Below are 21150 nucleotides of genomic sequence, written 5' to 3'. Positions count from 1 at the left end.
ACCATTTGGGTGGCGGCAGGAGGGTTTTAAAGGAATTCGCCCGAATGAGGGAAAAGTTTTCGGTGCCTCAGCCCTGCTCCCGGCGAATAGCGGCCCCTTTCGGGCCTTACTCCGGCTTCCGTCCGGCCATGAGCGCCAGGTATTCCCAGGCGAGCGTGGCACCGGCCAGGGCGGTGATCTCGGACACGTCGAAGGCCGGCGCCACCTCGACGATGTCCATTCCGCGGAAGTCGAGCCCGCCCAGGCGGCGCAGGATCGCCTGCGCCTGCCAGCTCGCCAGCCCGCCGATCTCGGGCGTGCCGGTGCCGGGGGCGAAGGCGGGGTCGAGCGTGTCGATGTCGAAGCTCAGATAGGCGGGGCCGCCGCCCACCACCGCCCGGATGCGCGCCGCCACCGCGGCCGGCCCCATCTCGTGCACCGCCTGCGCATCCAGCACCGTGACCCCCTGCCCCAGCGTCCAGTCCCAGACCTCGCGCTGCACCGGCGAGCGGATGCCGACCTGGATCATCCGCGCGGGATCGACCAGCCCCTCGCGGATGGCGTGCCAGAAGACCGATCCATGTCCCCAGACCTGGCCGAAATTGTCGGGCCAGGTGTCCACATGGGCGTCGAAATGCGCCAGGCCGAGCGGCACGCCGAGGCGCCGGCGCAGCGCCCGCAGCAGGGCCAGCGTCACGCCATGCTCGCCGCCGAGGGCGATCAGGTGGCCGATGCCGGCGGCCTGTGCCTCGATGGCGGCGAGGCTGGCCGGGATGTCGCCGAGCGCGATGGCGAAGTCCCCGGCATCGGACAGGGAGAGCGCCGCCGGATCGACCCAGCTCGCCGGATGCGCGCCATCGACCAGCATGCGGCTGGCGCGACGGATGGCCTCGGGGCCCGAGCGGGCGCCGGCGCGGTTGGTGGTGCCGATGTCGAGCGGAATGCCGGCGACGACGAAATCCGCCGCCGTGTCGTGGCGGGTGACGCCGAGGAAGCCCGGCGGCGTGGCGAAGGTGGGGACCAGGGACATGCCGCAGACCTCCTGAGGGATGGCGGAAGGCCGTCTCCAAGCATGGATCGCCGTGCGGTGCCACCTCGGCCGGGGGAGCTTAACCCCCCCGGCTCCCCGGCCCTACCCCCGCCCCGGTCTCAGGCGATGCCCTCCGCCTTCAGCCGGGCGATGTCCTCCTCCGAATAGCCGAGGCCCCGCAGCACCTCCTCCGTGTGCTGGCCGAGCAGCGGCGCGGCGGAGCGGTAGTCCGGCGGGGTCGCCGAGAGCTTCACCGGATTGGCGATCACCTTCACCGTCTGGCCCGAGGCATGCTCCATCTCCACCACCATGTTCCGCGCCACGACATGCGGATCGGCGAAGACGTCCTTCAGCGTGTTGATCGGGCCGCAGCCGATCTTGAGCGCCTCCAGCTTCTCGATCCACTCCCGGGTCGGCCTGGTCTTGGTCACCGCCGTCAGCGTCTCCGTCACCAGGGCGCGGTTGCCGACACGGGCGGCATTGGTGGCGTAGCGCTCGTCGGCCAGCAGGTGCTCCAGGCCGAAATTGCGGCAGAAGCGCTCGAAGGTCGGGTCGTTGCCGATGGAGAGCACCATGTAGCCGTCGGCGGTCGGGAAGACCTGGTAGGGCACGATGTTCGGATGCTGGTTGCCGAGGCGCGGCGGGTTCTCGCCGGTCGAGAGGTAGTTCATGCCCTGATTGGCCAGCCAGGCCACATGGGTGTCGAGCATGCCGATGTCGATCTGCTGCCCCTGCCCCGTCGCCTGCTTGTGGCGGAGCGCGGCCAGCACACCGATGGTGCCGTAGAGGCCGGCGAAGAGATCGGCCACCGGGATGCCGACCTTCTGCGGCTCGCCCTCGGGCTCGCCGGTGAGCGACATCACGCCGCCCATGGCCTGGATCAGCGCGTCATAGCCCGGGCGCGGCGCATAGGGGCCGCTCTGACCGAAGCCGGTGATCGAGCAGTAGATCAGGCCGGGATAGGTCTCCCGGAGCTGCTCATAGGCCAGGCCGTACTTGGCCAGCGCGCCGACCTTGAAGTTCTCGACCAGGATATCGGCCGTCTCCAGCAGCTTGTGCACCACCGCCTGGCCCTCGGGCTTGGCGATGTCGAGCGTCACCGACTTCTTGTTGCGGTTGACGCCGACGAAGTAGGCGCTCTCCCGCGTGTTCGGCATGTAGGGCGGCGCGAAGCCACGGGTATCGTCGCCGGCCTCGGGGCGCTCGATCTTGACCACGTCGGCGCCCAGATCGGCCAGCATCTGCGTGCAGGTGGGGCCGGCCAGGACCCGGGTCAGGTCCACCACGCGAAGGCCCTTCAGCGGCCCCGTCGGCTCGGTCATGGCTCTCGTTCCTTCATGGCTGGTTCATGGGGGTGTCCCCGGCAGGTAACACCCGGAAAGACGAAAAGAGAAAGGGGCCGGACGGGGATCGCCGGAGGGGGATCGCCGGAGGGGGATGACCGGAGGGGGATCGCCGCCTGGCCCCGGGGAGAGTCGGCCTACAGCCAGCCCGGCAGGATCAGCACCGCCCAGGCCAGCGCCGGGCCGAGCACCACGACCAGCCCGCTGTAGATCAGGAAGCGCCGGAACAGCTGGTCGCGCTCGCCTTCCGGCGCATTGGCCAGCACCAGGGCGCCGTTGGTCGAGAAGGGGCTGACATCGACGATGGTGGCGGAGATGGCGAGGGCCGCGATCATGCCCACCGCGCCGATCTCGCCGCCGGCCAGGAAGGGCACGGCCAGCGGGATGATGGCGCCGAGCACGCCGGTCGACGAGGCGAAGGCCGAGACCACGCCGCCGATGTAGCAGAGCAGCATGGCCGCCAGCAGGGCCGAGCCCAGCGCCGCCACGTTGGTGCTGACCATATCGATGGCGCCCGCCTTCTGCAGCACGCCGACATAGGTGATGACGCCGGCGATCAGCAGGACGGTGGACCAGCTCACCTTGTCGATGGCGCCCTTCTGGGCATTGGGCGAGAGCAGCGCCAGCACGACGGCGATGGTCATGGCCACCATGCCGACGTTCAGCCCGAAGGCCAGCGAGCCGACGCCCAGGATGACCAGCCCGGCCAGGGTGAGGAGCTGGTCGCGGCTCGCCTGGGTGGGATGGGGATGCCCGCTCTCGCGGGGCGCGGCGGGCGTGCCGCCATGTCCGGTCACCGGCAGGGAGGCGCGGGCGCCGTCCTCGAACTCCTCGTGCGTGCCGGTGTCGCGCCGCCCGATCAGCCTGCCGCCGCCGAAGGCGAAGAAGACGCCGATGGCCACCGCGAGGTTGAAGAGCAGGCTGGCCAGGAACAGCGCCGTGTCGTTGCCCGGCAGGCCGGCGCGCTCGACGATCTGGTTGGTGATGCCACCATAGATGGAGATCGGCGAGAAGCCGCCGCCCTGGGCGCCATGCACCACCAGCAGGCCCATCATCAGCCGGTCGATGTCGTAGTGGCGGGCGAAGCGCAGGGCGATGGGGGCGATGATCGCCACCGCCGCCGGGGGGGGCGCCCCCCCCCCCCCCCCCCCCGACGCCGAACATGACCCAGGGAATGGCGGCGACATGGCCGCGCACGCCGCGCACCGCCCAGTGCACCAGCAGGTCGATGGTGCCGTTCTTCTGCGCGATGGCGAAGAGGTAGGTGATGCCGACCAGGGTGACGAAGAGGTCGCCCGGGAAACCGCCCAGGATGGCGTTGGCCGACATGCCCACCGAGAAGGTGCCGATCAGGAAGGCCAGCGCGAAGGCGATGGCGCCCATGTTGATGGGCAGGGCGGTGCCGAGGATGAACAGGACGACAAGCCCCAGGATCGAGGCCATGGCAGGTGACATTCGGGTTCCTTTGCTCGGACGTTTGCTCGGCAGGCAGCTCTTGAAGGGGCTGCGCGGCCGGAAGGCAAGAGGGAGGGCCGGTTTCCCCGCCCCTCCCCGCGATCGCCTCAGGTGGCGCCAGCCTTGCCGGCATCCTCCCGCGCGCCGGACAGCAGGCGGGGCAGCAGGGTCCGGCCGCGCGGCAGGGCGATGGCCGGCAGCGACAGCAGCGCGTCCACCGAGGCCGAGCGGGCCACGGCGCCGGAGCGGGCGAAGGCCTCGTGGTTCGCCTCGATCACCTCCGGGTCATAGAGATAGTTCACCATGACGCCGAAGGATTCCTCCATCCCCCGCGGCGCCGTGTTGCCCAGCCAGTTGATGCGCTCCAGCTTGGCGCCGTTGCCCAGGTGGAAGCGCGCCACGGGGTCGATGGCGCCCATGCCGGTGTTCGGGCGGGTCAGGTACTCGGCGGCCAGGCGCAGCAGCGGACCGCGCAGCGCGGCCTCCCGGATCGGGTCGCGCCACCATTCCCCTTCGGTCAGCATCTCGAGCAGCACGCCGGGGCCGGGGGCGACCTCCCCCTCCCTGGCCTCCTCCCTGGCCTCCTGCCCGGCCTCTTCCCGGGCCTCCTCCCCCCGCGCCCCGCGCCGCTGGGGCGCGGCGATCAGCGCGGCCAGCGCCGCCCGCTCATCCGCCCGCAGCGCGGCATCGTCGCGCTCCAGCTTGCGCTTCAGCCAGCGCCGGAAGCCCGGCACCGGCGAGAGGGTGGAGAAGCGGCGGAGCTGCGGCAGCTCGTCCTTCAGCTCCTCGACCACCTGCTTGATCAGGAAGTTGCCGAAGGAGACGCCGCGCAGGCCCTCCTGGCAGTTCGAGATCGAGTAGAAGATCGCCGTGTCGAAGTCCGGGGGCGGCGCCGTGACGGGGCCGCCGTCGCGCGTCAGCAGCGGCTGGATGGCGCCGGCCAGCCCCTCGGTCAGCGCCACCTCGACGAAGATCAGCGGCTCGCCCGGCAGGGCGCGGTGGAAGAAGGCGAAGCAGCGGCGGTCCGGCGCCAGGCGGCGCCGCAGGTCGCCCCAGCCATCGATCTCGTGCACCGCCTCATAGGCGATGATCTTCTCCAGGATGGCGGCGGGCGTGTCCCAATCGATCCGCCGCAGCTCCAGGAAGCCCTTGTTGAACCAGGAGCCGAAGAGATGCCGCAGGTCCACGTCGAGCGGGCGCAGCGAGCTGTCCTTCTTCAGCCGGCCCAGCATCTCCCGGCGCATCTCGACCAGGGCCGCGGTGCCGCCGGGCGCCATGTTCATCCGGCGCAGCAGCTCCTGGCGCGGCGGCTCGGCGCGCTCGAAGAGGGTCATGGCCCGTTCCGGCGAGGGCTCGGCCAGATAGGCTTCGGCGGCGGCCCGCAGCTGGGCGTGATCGGGCAGGAAGCCATTGGCCAGGAAGTGACGGAAGGCGTCGCGCTCCTCGGGCGAGAGATCGCGCAGCACCTGCAGCAGCTCGCGCGCCACCGCGGCGCCAGAGGCCTCGCCGCGTTCCGAGAGCAATGCGGCCGCCAGCAGGCGGGCCCGTTCCAGGGGGGGCGTGGCGGCGCCCGGCACCGCGGCATAGGGGCGCCCGCGATCGGCGATACCGGACCAGAGGCGTTCCAGCCAGTTGCGCGCGCCAAGGGTGATGGATGGTGCCATGGACTCTCTACTCCCCAAGCCTTGGGCTCGATTAGAACCCTTCGCGGCGCCTGAGACCAGGGGAGAATCCCTTACCATTATTCAAGAACGGTCATGGACCGTGAAATTGTATACGCACATTCGCTCAGGAGGCAGGCGCCGCAACCGTCTCCTGCAGCAGCCGCGTGACCACCGGCACGGCATGCGCCCGGTGCTCGTCCACCGCCCGGAGCAGCGCCGCGGCATCCCGCGCCCGGGCGGCCCGCAGGATCGTGGCGTGCTCGCGGCGCATCAGGTCCCGGTTCTTCGGATCACTGAAGTATACCGCCCGGTACTGGTCCGAGGCATCCCAGATCTGCTCCAGGATGCGCAGCAGGCGGGGCATCCCGCAGGCCTCGAAGAGCGCGAAGTGGAAGCGCCGGTTGGCCGGGATCAGCCCCGCCACATCTGCCGCGGCGCAGGCCGCGTCGATCTCCCGCGTCGCCGCCTCCATCCGCGAGAGGTCGGCCTCGGCCAGGAGCGGAGCGGCGCTCCGCACCGCCTCCGCCTCCAGCACATCCCGCAGCCGGTAGATCTCGCGCAGGTCGTCGGCATCCAGCCACGCCACGGCATAGCCGCGGTGCGGCGTGTAGAGCACCCGCCCCTCGCCTTCCAGGATCCGCATCGCCTCGCGCACCGGCACGCGGCTGACGCCGAACTCCTCGGCCAGCTGTTCCATCGGAATGGCCTGGCCCGGGCGCAGGAGGCCGAGGCCCAGCCGGCGCCGAAGCTCCGCCAGGACCGCTTCCTGCGCCGTCGGTGGCTTCACCCTCTGCGTCATTCCCCGCTCCTTGCGGCCGGCGCCGGGGCGCGCGGCGGAATTGGATTTATCATGTATAAATGCGAGGGTAAAACCATCGCCGGGCGCGCCTGCCCGGCCCAGTCTCGGAAGAACCCCCTGGGAGGAACCCCGATGTCCGAAGACAAGGCCTTGCCCGATCAGGGCCTGCCGGTCCGCCACGCGGTGTCGGACCGCATCGGCTTCATCGGCCTGGGGCAGATGGGCCTGCCCATGGCGTGCTGTCTGCGCGCCGCCGGCCTGGCGCTGACCGTGCACGACACCGCCCCCGACGCGCTCGAGCGGCTGGCGGCGGCCCCCGGCGCGGCGCCGCCGCAGCGTGCCGACAGCCCCGCCGCGCTGGCGGCCGGCAGTGACATCGTCGTGCTGATGCTGCCGAGCAGCCCCGTCGTCGCCGCCGTCCTGGAGGGCCCCGGCGGGCTGCTGGACGCGCTCCGGCCCGGCATGCTGGTGATCGACATGGGGTCCTCCCTGCCCGGGGAGACGCGCCGGCTGGCGGAACGGGTGGCGGCGCATGGCGCGGAGATGATGGACGCGCCGGTCTCCGGCAGCGTGCTGAAGGCCGGCGACGGCACGCTGACCATCATGGCCGGCGGCAGCGCCGGGGCCCTGGCGCGGGCCACGCCGCTGCTCCGCCACATGGGCCGGACCATCATCCCGACCGGCGCGGTCGGCTCCGCCCATGCCATGAAGGCGCTGAACAACTACGTCTATGCCGCCGGGCTGCTGGCCTCGCTGGAGGCGCTTCGCCTCGGCGAGCGGCTCGGCCTCGACCTCGGCGTGCTGACCGATGTCATGAACGCCTCCTCCGGCCGCAATGTCGCCACCGAGACCAAGCTGCGCCAGCACGTGCTGAGTGGCGGCTATGCCGGGGGCTTCCAGCTCGGCCTGATGCGCAAGGACCTGGAGACCGCCGGCAGCATCGCCGGTGAGACGGGCTACGAGGCCCGCTCCCTCGCGCTCTGCCGCGCCGTCTGGGCCGAGGCGATGGAGCGGCTCGGCCCCGGCGCCGACAACACCGAACTGCACCGGCTGCTGTAGCGCCGGGCGGATGGCGGCAGGGGGGGGAGGAAGGATGCCCAGAAGGGCGCGCCCCCCGCCGCCCCCACCACGTCCAAGGGAGATCCATCGATCATGCTGAGATTGCCACGCCGCGCCCTCCTGGGCTCCGGCCTTCTCGCCTCCGGCCTGCTGGCCGGCACCCCCGCGCGCCGGCTGCTTGCCGCCGAGGCCGGAGCGCTCACCCAGCCGCTGAAGATCATCGTCCCCTTCCCCGCCGGCAGCGTCACCGACACGCTGGTGCGCTTCCTGCTGCAGCCGCTCGGCAACGCGCTGCGGCAGACCGTGGTGATCGACAACCGCGGCGGCGGCTTCGGCGTCATGGCCATGCAGGCCGCGGCCGAGGCGAAGGACGGGCACACGGTGGTGGCCTCCAGCGTCACCACGCTCTCGCTCAATCCGGTCACCCTGCCGAAGCTGCCCTATGACCCGATGGGCGACTTCGTGCATCTCGGGCTGATCGCCGAGACACCCTATGTCCTCGCCGTGCCCAATGCCTCGCCGGCGAAGGACCTGCCAGGCTTCGTGAAGCTGGCGCGGGAGAAGGCGGGGCAGCTCACCTATGCCTATGGCAATGCCAGCGCGCAGATCGCGGCCGAGACCATGGCGCGGCAGATCGGGATCGGGTTGACCGGCATCCCGTATCGCGGCGGCGCGGAGGCGCTGACCGATATCGTCGCCGGCCGGGTGGACTGCACCTTCACCGATATCACCAACGGCCTGGCGCAGGCGCGGCAGGGCGCCATGCGGGCGCTCGCGGTGACGACGGCGCAGGAGACCCCCCTCGCCCCCGGCCTGCCGCCCCTGGCCAGCGTGCTTCCGGATTTCGCGCTGACCGTCTGGTTCGGCCTCTCGGCGCCGAAATCCCTGCCTCCCGAGCGGGCCGCCTACCTCAACCGCACCCTCAACCATGTCCTGGCCCAGCCGGAGATGCAGAGGATCCTGTTCGAGCAGGGCTACACGACCCGGCCGATGTCGGGCCCGGACTACACCGCCTTCGTGGCCGAGGAGACCGGGCGCTGGGGCCGGCTGGCGCGGGAGGCGGGGCTGGCGAAGGGCTGAGGCGGCGCGCCGGCTCAGCCGGCGGCCCTGGCCTCCACGGGCATGGCCCAGGCCAGGGCGAGCCGCGCCGCCGCCTCCCGCACCGCCTGGCCAAGCGCCGCCTCGCGCGGCGTCATCGCCCGCTGCGGCCCCGTGCATTGCAGCACCATGCGCGGCTGCCCGCCGGCATCGCAGACCGCCGTGGCGATGCTCATGATGCCGTCCAGATATTCCATGCGGCCGATGGCGAAGCCCTGCCGCCGCGCCGCCTCCACCTCCCGCCCGATCAGCGCCCTGTCGGTGAGGGTGGCGGCGGTGTGGGCGCGCGGCGACATGCCGGCCAGCACCGCCGTGGCGCGCTCCGCCGGCAGCGCCGCCAGCCGGGCCCGCAGCTGGGCCGGCGCATCGGCCGGGTAGCGGTGGCCGATCGGGACGTCGATCATCAGCTCCGGATCCCCCCGCGCGCCCTCGACGCAGGTGAAGCTGCCGTCGCGATTGATGCGGCAGAGCAGGCAGGGCAGGCCGAGGGCGCGCGCCAGGCGCTGCACCACGTCGCGCATCAGCGCGCCGCGATCGTGGCGGCGGATCGTCGCCGCCAGATCCAGCAGCAGGCCCGGCGAGACCGCGTAGCGCTGCCGCTCGGCGTCATGCGCCACCCAGCCCTCGGCCACCAGGGTGCGCAGGATCATCAGGCAGTGGCTCTTGGTGAGGCCAAGGCGGGCGGCGATGGCGGCCAGGCCGAGGCCGGCGCCAGGCTCCGCGTCCAGCAGGCGCAGGATGGACAGGCACTTGCCGACGGCCGGCACGGCGCCGGCAGCGGCACGGCTTCCGGGGAGATCGAGGCTGGCTTCCATGCGCGGCGTGCTTTCCCTGCTCCCAGGGTGGCCGTGCCCGGTTGACAGCTCCGTCAAACGAGCGCCACCATCATTCATACAGAACGATGTTCCATATAGAGAACATCGGCCGCCTGCTCAACCGCCGTAGCGCCGTCCCGCGCACCGCGAGGAGAATGCGCCGTGCGCAAGCTGATCCGGAGTGGCACGATCCTCTCGATGGACGATCGGATCGGCGTATTGCCGCGGGGCGACGTGCTGCTGGAGCGCGACCGGATCCTGGCCATCGGCCCCTCCCTCGAGGCCAACGGCGCCGAGGTGATCGACGCCGCGGGCTGCATCGTGCTGCCCGGCCTGGTCAACGCGCACCTGCACAGCTGGCAGACGGCCCTGCGCGGCATCGGCGGGGACTGGAGCAGCGCCGACTACTTCCGCATCCTGCACGCGCGGCTCGGCCCCCGCTTCACGCCGGAGGACCTGCGCATCGGCACGCTGGTCGGCGCCCTGGCGCAGATCGATGCCGGCACCACCACCCTGTTCGACTGGTGCCATGGCAATGCCACCCCGGAGCATACCGACGCCGCGCTGGAGGGGCTCCTGGAGAGCGGCATCCGCGCCGTCTTCGGCCATGGCACGGTGAAGCCGGCGCCCCGCCCCGGCGAGCCGCATTTCTCCGAGGTGCCGCATCCCGCCGCCGAGATCCGCCGCCTGCGGACCGGCCCGCTGGCCAGCGACGAGGCGCGCGTCACCCTCGCCGCCTGCATCCTGGGGCCGGACTATTCCACGCTTGAGGTCTGCCGCGCCGACTTCGCCCTGGCGCGGGAATACGGCCTGCTCTCATCCGCCCATGTCTGGGGCAACGACAACCGGCTGCAGCCCGACGGATACAAGGCGCTGGCGGCGGAAGGGCTGATCGGCCCCGACCACAACCTGGTCCATGGCACCTACCTCCGGGATGACGAGTTGCGCGTCATCGTCGACAGCGGCGTCTCGGTCACCGCCACCGCCGCGGCCGAGCTGCGCGGCAATGCGCGGGAGCCGCTGAGCGGGCGGGTCGCGGCGCTGGACGGCGCGCCCTCCATCGCGCCGGACACCGAGGTGCTGAATGGCGGCGGCATGCTGGACTGCATGCGCTTCGCCCTGCAGGCGCAGCGGATTTTCAATAACCAGCGCACCGTCGCCGCGCTGCCGGCGGGACGCGGCGCGCCGATGGAGCGCGCGACCAGCGGCTCGCCCATCCGCGAGGTCACGCCGCGGCATGCCGACGTGCTGCGCTGGGCGACGCTCAACAACGCCAGGGCGCTGCGCCTCGACCACCGCATCGGCTCGCTGACGCCCGGCAAGCAGGCCGATCTTCTTGTCGTCGGACGGGACAGCCTGAACATGATCGGCGCGCGGGAGCCGGAGCAGGCGCTGCTCCACTTCGCGCAGGCGGCGGATATCCGCACCGTGCTGATCAGCGGCCGGGTGGTGAAGCGGGAGGGGCGGTTGCTGCATCCGGGCCTGGCGGCGCTGAAGGCGCGGCTGCTGGCCTCCGGCGACCGGCTGCTGGCCGAAACGGCGGCGGGCTGAGCGCCGCCGCGACAAAGGATTGGGACGAGGAAGGCCGCCCGGAAGAAGCTCCCGGTGACAGGGAGCCAGGGCGGGCCAGAGGACGGCGAACCGGCGGAGCATGCGCCCGCCAGAGCAAGCTGGAAGGATATCGGGAATGAAACGACGGAGTCTGCTGCAGGGGGTCGGGGCCGGCGCGACGGCCCTTGCCCTGCCCGCCCGGCTGCGGGCGGCCTCGGCCACGACGCTGCGCTTCACGCCGCAGCAGGACCTGGTCACGCTCGATCCGATCCTGACGACGGGCTACATCACCCGCAACCACGCCTACATGGTCTTCGACACGCTCTACGGCATGGACGGCAACTACCGCGCCACGCCGCAGATGGTCGACGGCCACCGCATCGAGGAGGACGGCCGGCGCTGGGACCTGACGCTGCGCGACGGCCTGTTCTGGCACGATGGCGAGCCCGTCCTGGCGCGCGACTGCGTCGCCAGCCTGCAGCGCTGGGGCAAGCGCGATGTCTTCGGCGCCTCATTGATGGCGGTGGTCGACGAACTCTCCGCTCCCGACGACAAGACCATCCGCTTCCGCCTGAAGAAGCCCTTCCCCCTGCTGCCGATCGCGCTGGGCAAGGCCTCGGTGCCGGTCTGCGCCATGATGCCGGAGCGGCTGGCCAGCACCGATCCCTTCAAGCCGGTGCCGGAGATCATCGGCAGCGGGCCGTTCCGCTTCAAGGCGGATGAGCGGGTGGCCGGCTCGCTGAACGTCTACACGAAGTTCGAGAAGTACGTGCCGCGCAGGGACGGCGCGCTGTCCTGGACCTCGGGCCCCAAGGTCGTGCATTACGACCGGGTCGAATGGCGCTCGATCCCCGACAGCGGCACGGCCACCGCGGCGCTGCTTTCCGGCGAGCAGGACTGGCAGGAATACGCCTATCACGACCAGCTGCCGCTGCTGAAGCGCGCGCGCAACGTGACCACGCGGGTCCTCGACCCGACCGGCTTCGTCACCATGCTGCGGCTGAACCACCTGCACCCGCCCTTCGACAACCCAGAGATCCGCCGCGCGCTGTGGGGCGCCTTCAGCCAGTCCGACTGCATGCAGGCGATCGTCGGCGTGGACGATCCCGCCCTCTTCCACGTGCCGCTCGGCTTCTTCTGCCCCGGCACGCCGATGGGCTCGGAGGCCGGGCTCGAAGTGCTGAAGGGTCCGCGCGAGATCGAGAAGGCGCGGCAGGCGATCCGGGATGCCGGCTACAAGGGCGAGAAGGTCGTCATCATGGCCGGCAACAACACCGCGGCCGGCATGGCGCTCGGCTCGGTGGCGGTCGATGTGCTGACGCGGGTCGGCATGAATGTCGAGATCTACGCCGTCGAGTTCAACGCCATGCTGCAGCGGCGCAACCGCCGCGACCGGCCGGAGGACGGCGGCTGGAGCGGCTTCGTCACCACCTGGTCCGGCACCGACTGGCTGAACCCCGCCGTGCACATGGCGCTCCGCGCCGATGGCAGCTACGCCGGCTGGTCCGTGGACGAGCGGATCAACAGTCTGCGCGATGCCTGGTTCGACGCTCCGGACGAGGCCGCGCAGGCCGTGATCTGCCGCGACATCCAGCTGCAGGCGATGCGGAGCGTGCCCTATGTGCCGCTCGGCCAGTACATGCAGCCCACCGCCTACCGCAACGGCATCACCGGCGTGCTCGACGGCTTCGCCACCTTCTGGAACGTCCGCCCGGCCTGAGCCGGACCGCAAACGGGAAGATTGCTCCGATGGAACAACTGCAGGCGCTGCGCCGATCCGCGATGGATTGGATCAGCGGAAACGAGGCGCGGCTCTCCGCCTTCAACGCGCGGATCTGGAGCCATGCCGAGCCGGCCTGGCGCGAATACCGCTCGATGCGCGACTATGTCGAGATCCTGCGCGCCGAGGGCTTCGCGGTCGAGGAAGGCTCGGGCCAGATGCCGACCGCCTTCGCCGCCAGCTGGGGCGATGGCGGCCCGGTGCTGGCGAGCTTCTCCGAGTACGACGCGGTGCCTGGCAATTCGCAGCAGGTGGTGCCCTACAAGGCGCCGCGCGAGGGCCTGCATCCCTATGCGGCCGGGCACACCGATCCGCATTCCGTGCTCGGCACCGCGGCGCTGACGGCGATCCTGGCCGCCAAGGCGGCGATGCAGCAGCACGGGGTGAAGGGGCGGCTGAAACTGTTCGGCGAGCCGGCCGAGAAGGTCTGCGGCTCCAAGCCGATCCACGCCGCCAAGGGCTATTTCGACGACCTTGACGCCGCCGTGGTCTGGCACCCCTGGCCGGCCAATACCGTCACGGGCGAGACGCATTTCGGCGCCTACTGGAGCGCCGTCATCAGCTTCGAGGCCGAGGCGCCCGAGACCTGGGTCGATCCCTCGCTGATGCCGATCGACGCCTCGCACGCCATCGCCCGCTGCCCCGGCGCGGTGGATGCGCTCTGCCTGATGTACACGACGACGAAGTACACCAAGGAGGCGATGTTCCCGCACACCGGCTCCTGGACGCTGAACGAGTACATCCTCGGCGATGGCGGCGCGACCTCGGACAACCTGCCGCCACGCTTCAGCCAGATCCAGTACTCCTGGCGCTCCTCCTCCCTCGCCATCCAGGAGCAGATCTGGAAGGTGCTGGCCAACAACGCCCGCCATGTCGCCGCCAGCACCGGCTGCCGCGCCTTCGTCCGCTGGGTGACGAAGACCCGCGTCGGCCTGCCGAACACGGCGATGACCGACCTCACCTGGGCCAATCTCCAGGCGGTCGGCGCGCCGGTTTATCCCGAGGCGGCGCTGGAGTTCGGCCGCGCCATCCAGAGGAACCTCGGCCTGGAGCCGATGGCCGATCCCTTCATCGCCAATGTCTCCCGCCTGATGTCGCCGGAGGAGAACGAGGCCAAGCTGCGCGGCGGGCTGCCGCCCTGGCAGATGCACCTCTCGGCCGATGACTATGTCGAGTATTCCTGGCACTGCCCCACGGTGCGCCTGCTGGCCGCGCGCCCGCGGCTGCGGCCGCCGGGTCCGGGCTACGCCTATCCGGCCTGGACCTACAACGCCCTGGGCGGCCTGCCGGAGGCGGTGGATCCGGGGATGTTCGTCGCCGGCCGCACCATGGCGCTGACCCTGCTCGACCTCGCCGCGAAGCCCGGCGCGCTGGAGGCGGCGCAGGCCGAGTTCCGCGAGCGCACCGGCGGCGGCATCGGCGGCTCGAAATGGGTGGGGCCGCTGCTGCCCGCGGATTTCGACCCGCCGGTCGATCTGCGCTGGCCGGAATACGTGACCACGCCGCGCGGCGAGGAATGGTGCATCCCGACGCCGCATCACGGGACGGGCGCCGGCGAGCCGCTCTGAGCGGCGATGGCACGGGGTTGAGGAGCGGCGCCCCTCAACCCTCCTTGGCGCGGCGCATGTACTGCGCGAGCGCGGCGCTGGCCGAGAGCATGTGGCCGCGCATCAGCTGCGCCGCCTCCTCCCCCGCCCCGCGCAGCAGGCGCTCCAGGATTGCCGCGTGCTCCTCGTGGGAATGGCCGATTCGCTGCTCCTCGCGGAACTGCGCGCGGCGGTAGGGGGCGAGCCGCAGCCGCATCGCCGCCGCGTGCGCGGCGAGCACGCCATTGTGGGTGCCCTGGTAGAGCAGGCTGTGGAAGCGGCGGTTGTAGTCGTCATAGACATCCAGCCCCGCCGCCGCGGGATCGAAATCGGCATGCAGGCTCTGCAGGGCGAAGCGCTCGGCCGGCGTCATGCGGAAGGTCGCGAGGCGCGCGCACATCGCCTCGGTCTCGGCCATCAGCTCGAACCACTCGCCCAGCTGCTCGATGCTGACGGCGGTAACGCGCACCCCCCGCCTGGGCGTGATCTCGACCAGGCCGGCCGAGGCCAGCTCGCGCAGCGCCTCCCGCACCGGCGTGCGGGAGGCGCCGAAGCGTTCGGCCACGGCGCTCTCGTCGATCTCGCCGCCCGGCGCCAGCCGCCCCGCGGTGATGTCATCGGCCAGCACCTGGCGGATGGTCTCGGTCAGGGTCGGCTGGGTCATGCGTCAGGCGGCGGCAATCTCGCCCCGCTCGATCACGAAGGTGCTGTCCACCAGCGCGCGGAGAAGATCCGGGCTGCTCTCGGTGATGAGGATGGCGACGTCGGGCAGCGCCGTGCGCAGCCGCGCCAGCGCCTCGGCGTAGCGCAGCGCCAGGGCGGGAGCGAGGCCCTGGAAGGGCTCGTCCAGCAGCACGGCGCGGGTGCCGACCATCAGCGCGCGGCCCAGCGCCACCATCTTGCCCTGCCCGCCCGAGAGCCCGGCGGCCTTGCGCGGCGCGAAGCCGCGCAGCTCCGGCAGCAGCTCATAGACCGCTTCCAGCCGCCGCCGCACCTCCGCCCCGGGCAGGCCGAGCACCTGCGCGGGCAGCAGCAGGTTCTCCTCCACCGTGAAGCTGCCGAAGAGCCTGCGCTCCTCCGGCGCGTAGCCGATGCCGAGCCGGGCGCGATGATGCGCCGGCACGCCGTCGCAAGGCTTGCCGTCCAGCGTGATGCTGCCGCCACGCGGCTCGAGCAGGCCCATCAGGGTCCGCAGCGTCGTGGTCTTGCCGGCGCCGTTGCGGCCGATCAGCGCCACGCGCCCGCCCGCCGGCACATGCAGCGAGACGCCGCGCAGCACCGTCGCCTGCGCGATGTCCACGGAAATGCCCTCAAGCCGGAGCATGGCCAGCCTCCTGCGGCGCGATGCCGATGACGTCGCGCAGCACCTGCGGATCGTTCAGCACCTGTTGCGGCGGACCGAGCGCCATGATGCGCCCCTGCCCCCAGACCGCCACGCGGTCGGCGAAGCGCGCCACCACCTCCATGTCGTGCTCGACGAAGACGGCGGTCACCTTCGCCTCGCGCAGCACCCGCACCAGCGTCTCCACCACGCCCATCTTGTCGGCGGCGGCGACACCGCTGGTCGGCTCGTCCATCAGCAGCAGGCGCGGGCGCAGCGCCACCGCCATGGCGATGTCGGCCAGCTTGCGGGCACCCTCGTTCAGCGCGTCGCCCCGCCGCTCCGCCAGCGCCTCCAGGCCGAACCGCGCCAGCACCTCCTCCGCCTCGCGGCGGAAGGCCGGGCGCAGCAGCGGCGCGAAGGGCGACCAGACGCCCTCCCGCGCGGCGATCGCCAGCGCCACGTTCTCGAGCACCGTGTGCTCGGTGAAGAGCTGCGGAAGCTGGAAGGAGCGCGCCACGCCGAGATCGACGATCCGGCGCGGCGACAGCCCGAGCAGGCTCTGCCCGCGATAGGTGATGCGGCCCGCCTGCGGCTTCAGGTAGCCGGTGGTCATATTGATGAAGGTGGTCTTGCCGGCGCCGTTCGGGCCGATGATGGCGAGGAACTCGCCCTCCATCACGTCGAGATCGATGCCGTCGGCGGCCTTCACCCCGCCGAAGGCGAGCTTCAGCCCCTGGGCCGAGAGCAGCACGCTCATGCCGCACCCCGCTTCGCCAGCAGCGACCGGCCGATCCCCCACAGCCCACCGGGCGCGAAGAGGATGACCAGCAGCAGCACCGCGCCCAGGATCATCTGCCAGGCGTCGGCGACCGTCGCCGCCGCGTAGACCCGCGTCAGCTCATAGGCGATGGCGCCGAGGAAGGGTCCGAAGACGCTGCCCGCGCCGCCCAGGATGGCGATGAAGACCAGCTCGCCCGAGGCGGTCCAGTAGGCGAGCGCCGGGGTGACGTGGCGCGAGGCCATGGAGAGGATGGCGCCGCCGCAGCCGGCCATCAGCGCCGCGAGAACATAGGCCGAGAGCAGCACGCGCCGCGCCGAGACGCCCATGAACTCCAGCCGCGCCTCGCGCGTCTTGATGCCGGCCAGCGCCTGCCCCATCGGCGAGGCCAGGTAGACCCGGACCAGCGCGCCGAAGCCGAGCGCCAGCACGAGCGCCAGGATCAGCACCGCCCAGCCATAGGCCGGGCCCTCCAGCACCTGGCCCAGGAAGCGCACCGGCGGCAGGCGGATGCCGTCCGTCCCGTGGGTGATGGAGTAGAGCTTCTCCAGCAGCGAGTAGAAGACCATGCTGAGCGCGAGGTTCAGCATGCCGAAGAAGATCTCGCGGTAGCGCACCACGAAGAGGCCGACGAGGAGGCCGAGCAGCGCCGAGCCGAGCGCCGCCACCGGCAGCAGCAGCGTCGCCTCCGGCAGCAGCGGCGCCAGGAAGGCGACGATATAGGCGGCGAAGGCGAGGAACAGCGCATGGCCGAAGCTGACCTGTCCGGCGCGCAGCAGCAGCAGGATGCCGAGCACGGCGAGGCCCTTGGCCATGGCGATGGTCAGCACGAAGCGCAGCCAGGGCACCGCCCAGGCGAGGGCGAGCACCGCCGCCGCCGCCAGCAGGGCGAGAAGGAGTTCGGCGGTCCGGCTCATATGCGTCGGGTCTCCGTCACGCCGAACAGCCCTTGCGGCCGCACCAGCAGCACCGCGACCATGATGAGATAGGGCACGACGACCTCCAGCTCCGGCTCGAAATAGACCGCGAAGGAGCGGCCGAGCCCGATCAGCAGCGCGGCGATGGCCGCCCCCTCGATCTGCCCGAGCCCCGCCGTCGCCACCACGGCGAAGGAGAGCACGATGGTCTGCGCGCCGACGCCCGGCACCAGCGAGACGGTGGGCGAGGCCAGCGCGCCGCCCAGCGCCGCCAGCGCCGCGCCGGCGGTGAAGGTCAGCATCGTCACCTTCGCCGCGTCGATGCCCATGGCGCGGGCCGCCTCGCGGTCGGTGGTGACGGCCACGATCATCCGCCCCGACAGCGTCCGCCGCAGGAACCAGGCGAGGCCCGCCAGGGTGAACAGCGCGATGCCCGGCAGCACGAAGAGCTGGTAGGTGTTGAACGGGATGACGTCGGCGCCGAAGGGCACGTCCACGGTGCCGAGCAGCCGCACCGGCGCGTCCGAGACCACCGGCTGCACGCCGAAGAGCAGCTTCTGCAGATCCTCGAGGATCATGAACAGCGCGAAGGTGATCAGCAGCTGCAGCACCGGCTCGTGGTCCTGCATGCGCCGCAGCAGCCGCTCGATCGGCGGGCCGAGCACGGCGCCGACCAGCAGCGCCGCGACCAGCAGCGCCGGGTAGGAGATCCATTCCGGCAGGCCGGCGCCGATCAGGAAGAGCCCCAGCGCGGCGGCCGAGTATCCGCCGATGGCATAGAGGCTGCCATGGGCGATGTTGAGCACGCGCAGCACGCCGAAGACGAGGTTCAGCCCGACCGCCACCATGAAGACCGCCGCCGCGTAGGACAATCCGTCCAGCGCGGCGAGGCCCAGCAGCAGGCCGTTCTCGGCCAGCCAGTTTCCCATCGGTTCAGAGCTTGTGGGCGACGGGCTGCGGCAGCTTGCCGAGGATGTCGGGCGTCAGCGTCTTGAGCCAGTCGGTGCTCTTCTGGCCGACCGGGGTGGTGACCATTTCGCCCGGCATGACCATCATGTCGGTCATCACCGGGAAGGGATACTGCTCGGTCTGCACGGTGGTGCCGATCAGCTGGTCCTCCAGCCCCTGCCCGTCCTCGCGGATGCGGATGGTGCCGGTGAGCGACGGGAACTCGAGCCCCTTGAAGGCCGCCGCCAGCTCGGCGTCGTTCGGCCAGGCGCCACCCTTGCTGGCCATCGCCTTCTCGTAGCCCGCCTTCATGGCGAAGACGGCCTGCGCCATGTGGTGCGTCGAGTAGATCGGGTAGGTGTTGAAGCGCTTGCGGTACTCGTCGGTGAAGCGCTTCAGCAGCGCCGGGTCGCGGGGGCTGGGATGCAGGAACCAGTGGTCGCCGCGGGCGCCGATGATGTGGCCCGGTGGCAGCGCGCGGCCGACGCGCTCCAGCGAGGATTCCGCCAGCGGCAGCACGAAGGTGCTGCGCTCGAACAGCCTGCGGTCGGAGGATTGCCGGATCAGCGCGTCGAGGTCGCCGCCCCAGTGGGTGGAGAAGATGACATCCGGGCGCAGCGCCAGCAGACGCGTCACCTCGGTCGAGTAGTCGGTGGCGCCGAAGCGGGGGAAGAGCTCGGCGGCGACGCGCACGCCGGGCTTCAGCGTGTTCAGCGCGGTGCGGAAGATCTCCCAGGAATCCCGGCCCCAGGCGTAGTCCTGGTTGACCACGGCGATGGAGCGGAAGTCCGGCTTCACCTTCAGGAGGTAGAGGACCGCCGCCAGCACCTCGGGCGTGGCATTGGCCTGGGGCCGGTAGGCATAGCCGTACTTGCCCTCCTCGAAGATGCGCTGCGTGCCGCAGTCCCAGAGCAGGGTCGGGCGCTTCAGCTCATCGGCCAGCGGCGCGCAGGCCAGGCAATCGGCCGACGAGATGCCGGCGAAGATCAGGTTGACGTTCTCGCTCTGCACCAGCCGCCGGTACTCGCCGACGAAATGGTCCACGCCCGGCCCCTCATCGACGAAGATCGGCCGCGCCTTGACGCCGCCGATGCCGCCGGCCTCGTTGAGCTGCTCAAAGAGCATCTCCGCCGCCTGCCGCGCCGGCACGCCGAAGACGCTGGCCGGGCCCGAGAGATAGGTGGCGATGCCGACCTTGATCTCGGCCGGCTTCTGCGTCTGGGCCTGGGCGTGCCGTCCGGCCAGCACCAGGCTGCCGGCGGCCAGCGCCCCCTGGAGCAGGGCGCGGCGCCCGGGATGGGCCGGACGTCCGGACAAGGCGGGGGGGATCGTGGGAACGATCTCAGACATTCGGACACTCCTCCAGCATGGCCTTTGAATCGGCTCTCTGCGGCAGAGTGGCATGGCCGGACGGGACCTGCCAAGCCGGGGCCTGCCAAGCCGCTGCCAGCCCGCCTTTCCGTGCGGACTTCGATCCGGCCCCCGCGCCTGGGGGGCTTGCCCGGCACCCGGCGGCAATGGGATGGAGGAGGCATGGATCTGCAGCCGGCCGCCCCGGATACCCTCCTCCAGCCCGGCGCCGCCTGCTGGCGCATCGAGCCCGCGAGCCGCGTCGCCGTCATCATCGACGCGGACGCCTATTTCCGCGCCGCCCGCGCCGCCATGCTGGCCGCCGAGCGGCGCATCATGCTGGTCGGCTGGGACTTCGACGCCCGCATCGTCCTGCCGGGGGCGGAGGAGGATGGCGGGCCGGAGCGCCTCGGCGACTTCATCCTCTGGCTGGTGCGTCGCCGGCCGGCGCTGGAGGTCAATGTGCTGCGCTGGCGGCTCGGCGCTCTCGCCGCGCTGTTCCGCGGCAATACTCTGCTCTATGTGCTGCGCTGGATGCACCACCCGCGCATCACCCTGCAGCTCGACGGCGCGCACCCGCCGGGCGCCTCGCACCACCAGAAGATCGTCGTGCTCGACGACAGCCTCGCCTTCTGCGGCGGCATCGACATGACCGCCGACCGCTGGGACCGGCGCGAGCACCGCGACGACGAGCCGCGCCGCCGCAAGCCCGGCGGCCGGCCCTACCCGCCCTGGCACGACGCCACCACCGCGCTGGAAGGCGCCGCCGCGCGGGCGATCGGCGACCTGGCGCGCGAGCGCTGGCGCTGCGCCGGCGGCGCGGCACTGGCGCCGGTGCCGACGCGCGGGCCTTTCTGGCCGGAAGGGCTGGGCCCGGACTTCACCGAGATCGAGGTCGGCATCGCGCGCACCCTGCCCGGCAACGGCGATACCGAGGCGGTGCACGAGATCGAGGCGCTGTACCTCGCGCTGATCGCCCGGGCCCGGCGGCGGATCTATGCCGAAAGCCAGTACTTCTCCTCGCGCCGCATCGCCGAGGCCATCGCGCGCCGCCTGGATGAGCCGGACGGGCCGGAGATCGTGCTGATCAATCCGCTCACCGCCCAGGGCTGGCTTGAGCCCATCGCCATGGACACGGCGCGCGCGCGGCTGCGCGAGGCCCTGCGCCGGCACGACCGGAACGGGCGTTTCCGCCTCTACCACCCCTATACCGCGGGCGGCACGCCGATCTACGTGCATGCCAAGATCCTGGTGATCGACGAGGAGGTGCTGCGCATCGGCTCCTCCAACCTGAACAACCGCTCGCTGCGGCTCGACACCGAATGCGACGTGGTGATCGATGCGGCGCGCCCCGCCAATGCCGCGGCCGGCCCCGCCATCGCGGCGATCCGCGACGGGCTGCTGGCCGAGCATCTTGGCGTTCCCCCCGCGGAGATCACCCGGCGGCTGGCGGAGGGCGGCTCCCTGATCGACACCATCGAGGCGTTGCGCGGACCCGGCCGCAGCCTGCGCCCTTACGAGACGCCCGATCTCAACGCGGTGGAGGCTTGGCTGGCCGACAACGAGATCCTCGACCCCGAAGGGCCGGAGGAGATGTTCGAGGCGCCCTCCCGGCGCGGCCTGTTCCGCCGCCTCCGCCTCTGGCGTCCCCGCCTCTGGCGCCGCCATCGCTGA

General features: G+C 71.6%; 18 protein-coding genes and 1 pseudogene. 6 read left to right on the top strand and 13 right to left on the bottom strand.

Translation table 11 applies throughout. The annotated features are described in order from the left end of the window. Positions 1–106: 106 nt before the first annotated feature. From speB to ACVMLK_RS02465, 6 genes and pseudogenes are all read right to left on the bottom strand, one after another. The gene (gene speB, locus ACVMLK_RS02490) at positions 107–1009 is read right to left on the bottom strand and encodes an agmatinase (protein WP_457485513.1); all 903 of its coding nucleotides are present in this window, start codon (positions 1007–1009) and stop codon (positions 107–109) included. Between the two features lie 119 nt (positions 1010–1128). Further along, positions 1129–2331, bottom strand: a complete 1203-nt coding sequence (locus tag ACVMLK_RS02485; RefSeq protein WP_457485512.1) for a CaiB/BaiF CoA transferase family protein — start codon at positions 2329–2331, stop codon at positions 1129–1131. Positions 2332–2489: 158 nt separating this feature from the next. Beyond that, positions 2490–3467, bottom strand: a complete 978-nt coding sequence (locus ACVMLK_RS02480) for an SLC13 family permease (protein ID WP_457485511.1) — start codon at positions 3465–3467, stop codon at positions 2490–2492. 94 nt (positions 3468–3561) lie between these two features. Further along, positions 3562–3795: pseudogene (locus ACVMLK_RS02475) on the bottom strand (SLC13 family permease); the annotation flags it as partial. Positions 3796–3914: 119 nt separating this feature from the next. Continuing rightward, positions 3915–5471, bottom strand: a complete 1557-nt coding sequence (locus ACVMLK_RS02470) for a malonyl-CoA decarboxylase (RefSeq protein ID WP_198364410.1) — start codon at positions 5469–5471, stop codon at positions 3915–3917. 124 nt (positions 5472–5595) lie between these two features. Continuing rightward, positions 5596–6270 (bottom strand): GntR family transcriptional regulator, encoded by a 675-nt coding sequence (locus ACVMLK_RS02465; RefSeq protein ID WP_422921505.1) that lies wholly within the window; start codon positions 6268–6270, stop codon positions 5596–5598. Positions 6271–6402: 132 nt separating this feature from the next. Here ACVMLK_RS02465 and ACVMLK_RS02460 point away from each other — a divergent pair, with 132 nt between their 5' ends. Then, positions 6403–7329: an NAD(P)-dependent oxidoreductase gene (locus tag ACVMLK_RS02460; RefSeq protein ID WP_457485510.1), complete on the top strand. Its 927-nt coding sequence runs from the start codon at positions 6403–6405 to the stop codon at positions 7327–7329. 93 nt (positions 7330–7422) lie between these two features. Further along, the gene (locus tag ACVMLK_RS02455; RefSeq protein WP_422921507.1) at positions 7423–8409 is read left to right on the top strand and encodes a Bug family tripartite tricarboxylate transporter substrate binding protein; all 987 of its coding nucleotides are present in this window, start codon (positions 7423–7425) and stop codon (positions 8407–8409) included. Between the two features lie 14 nt (positions 8410–8423). Here the strand turns inward: ACVMLK_RS02455 and ACVMLK_RS02450 are convergent, their stop codons facing one another. Beyond that, positions 8424–9242, bottom strand: a complete 819-nt coding sequence (locus tag ACVMLK_RS02450) for an IclR family transcriptional regulator (RefSeq protein WP_457485509.1) — start codon at positions 9240–9242, stop codon at positions 8424–8426. Between the two features lie 162 nt (positions 9243–9404). Between ACVMLK_RS02450 and ACVMLK_RS02445 the strand changes: the two genes are divergently transcribed. From ACVMLK_RS02445 to ACVMLK_RS02435, 3 genes are all read left to right on the top strand, one after another. Beyond that, a complete protein-coding gene (locus ACVMLK_RS02445) occupies positions 9405–10793 on the top strand; it encodes an amidohydrolase family protein (protein ID WP_457485508.1) in 1389 nt (462 codons plus the stop codon). A gap of 136 nt (positions 10794–10929) precedes the next feature. Next, positions 10930–12513, top strand: coding sequence for an ABC transporter substrate-binding protein (locus tag ACVMLK_RS02440; RefSeq protein ID WP_457485507.1), 1584 nt, complete (start codon positions 10930–10932; stop codon positions 12511–12513). A 29-nt stretch (positions 12514–12542) separates the two neighbouring features. After that, complete coding sequence (locus ACVMLK_RS02435; RefSeq protein ID WP_457485506.1) at positions 12543–14141, top strand: M20/M25/M40 family metallo-hydrolase; 1599 nt, start codon at positions 12543–12545, stop codon at positions 14139–14141. Positions 14142–14175: 34 nt separating this feature from the next. On the opposite strand, the gene ACVMLK_RS02430 is transcribed toward ACVMLK_RS02435, so the two are convergent. The 6 genes from ACVMLK_RS02430 to ACVMLK_RS02405 are packed head-to-tail and all read right to left on the bottom strand — an operon-like array spanning position 14176 to position 19476. After that, positions 14176–14823 (bottom strand): GntR family transcriptional regulator, encoded by a 648-nt coding sequence (locus tag ACVMLK_RS02430; protein ID WP_198364402.1) that lies wholly within the window; start codon positions 14821–14823, stop codon positions 14176–14178. 3 nt (positions 14824–14826) lie between these two features. Further along, positions 14827–15483, bottom strand: a complete 657-nt coding sequence (locus ACVMLK_RS02425) for an ABC transporter ATP-binding protein (RefSeq protein ID WP_198364401.1) — start codon at positions 15481–15483, stop codon at positions 14827–14829. Next, the gene (locus tag ACVMLK_RS02420; RefSeq protein WP_198364400.1) at positions 15470–16240 is read right to left on the bottom strand and encodes an ABC transporter ATP-binding protein; all 771 of its coding nucleotides are present in this window, start codon (positions 16238–16240) and stop codon (positions 15470–15472) included. Before ACVMLK_RS02420 ends, ACVMLK_RS02425 begins: the two co-directional genes overlap by 14 nt. After that, positions 16237–17178: a branched-chain amino acid ABC transporter permease gene (locus ACVMLK_RS02415; RefSeq protein WP_198364399.1), complete on the bottom strand. Its 942-nt coding sequence runs from the start codon at positions 17176–17178 to the stop codon at positions 16237–16239. The genes ACVMLK_RS02420 and ACVMLK_RS02415 overlap by 4 nt, the downstream gene beginning before the upstream one ends. Further along, positions 17175–18107 carry a branched-chain amino acid ABC transporter permease gene (locus tag ACVMLK_RS02410; RefSeq protein ID WP_422921515.1) on the bottom strand — a complete coding sequence of 311 codons (933 nt, stop codon included), beginning with the start codon at positions 18105–18107 and terminating at the stop codon, positions 17175–17177. Before ACVMLK_RS02410 ends, ACVMLK_RS02415 begins: the two co-directional genes overlap by 4 nt. 4 nt (positions 18108–18111) lie before the next feature. After that, positions 18112–19476 carry an ABC transporter substrate-binding protein gene (locus ACVMLK_RS02405; RefSeq protein WP_457485505.1) on the bottom strand — a complete coding sequence of 455 codons (1365 nt, stop codon included), beginning with the start codon at positions 19474–19476 and terminating at the stop codon, positions 18112–18114. 183 nt (positions 19477–19659) lie between these two features. On the opposite strand from ACVMLK_RS02405, the gene ACVMLK_RS02400 reads away from it, so the two are divergent. Then, positions 19660–21150: a phospholipase D-like domain-containing protein gene (locus ACVMLK_RS02400; RefSeq protein ID WP_422921517.1), complete on the top strand. Its 1491-nt coding sequence runs from the start codon at positions 19660–19662 to the stop codon at positions 21148–21150.

The sequence above is a fragment of the Teichococcus aerofrigidensis genome (assembly GCF_054073225.1).
The sequence above is the reverse complement of the archived record's forward strand: the minus strand, read 5'-3'. Positions and strand labels throughout refer to the sequence as shown.

Bases quoted from the DNA above. Each gene is read 5' to 3' on its own strand.
- ACVMLK_RS02465 (WP_422921505.1), bottom strand. From the start codon at position 6,270: ATGACGCAGAGGGTGAAGCCACCGACGGCGCAGGAAGCGGTCCTGGCG.
- ACVMLK_RS02420 (WP_198364400.1), bottom strand. From the start codon at position 16,240: ATGAGCGTGCTGCTCTCGGCCCAGGGGCTGAAGCTCGCCTTCGGCGGG.
- ACVMLK_RS02410 (WP_422921515.1), bottom strand. From the start codon at position 18,107: ATGGGAAACTGGCTGGCCGAGAACGGCCTGCTGCTGGGCCTCGCCGCG.
- ACVMLK_RS02435 (WP_457485506.1), top strand. From the start codon at position 12,543: ATGGAACAACTGCAGGCGCTGCGCCGATCCGCGATGGATTGGATCAGC.
- ACVMLK_RS02400 (WP_422921517.1), top strand. From the start codon at position 19,660: ATGGATCTGCAGCCGGCCGCCCCGGATACCCTCCTCCAGCCCGGCGCC.
- ACVMLK_RS02425 (WP_198364401.1), bottom strand. From the start codon at position 15,483: ATGCTCCGGCTTGAGGGCATTTCCGTGGACATCGCGCAGGCGACGGTG.
- speB (WP_457485513.1), bottom strand. From the start codon at position 1,009: ATGTCCCTGGTCCCCACCTTCGCCACGCCGCCGGGCTTCCTCGGCGTC.
- ACVMLK_RS02440 (WP_457485507.1), top strand. From the start codon at position 10,930: ATGAAACGACGGAGTCTGCTGCAGGGGGTCGGGGCCGGCGCGACGGCC.
- ACVMLK_RS02455 (WP_422921507.1), top strand. From the start codon at position 7,423: ATGCTGAGATTGCCACGCCGCGCCCTCCTGGGCTCCGGCCTTCTCGCC.
- ACVMLK_RS02430 (WP_198364402.1), bottom strand. From the start codon at position 14,823: ATGACCCAGCCGACCCTGACCGAGACCATCCGCCAGGTGCTGGCCGAT.
- ACVMLK_RS02450 (WP_457485509.1), bottom strand. From the start codon at position 9,242: ATGGAAGCCAGCCTCGATCTCCCCGGAAGCCGTGCCGCTGCCGGCGCC.
- ACVMLK_RS02470 (WP_198364410.1), bottom strand. From the start codon at position 5,471: ATGGCACCATCCATCACCCTTGGCGCGCGCAACTGGCTGGAACGCCTC.
- ACVMLK_RS02485 (WP_457485512.1), bottom strand. From the start codon at position 2,331: ATGACCGAGCCGACGGGGCCGCTGAAGGGCCTTCGCGTGGTGGACCTG.
- ACVMLK_RS02405 (WP_457485505.1), bottom strand. From the start codon at position 19,476: ATGTCTGAGATCGTTCCCACGATCCCCCCCGCCTTGTCCGGACGTCCG.
- ACVMLK_RS02415 (WP_198364399.1), bottom strand. From the start codon at position 17,178: ATGAGCCGGACCGCCGAACTCCTTCTCGCCCTGCTGGCGGCGGCGGCG.
- ACVMLK_RS02460 (WP_457485510.1), top strand. From the start codon at position 6,403: ATGTCCGAAGACAAGGCCTTGCCCGATCAGGGCCTGCCGGTCCGCCAC.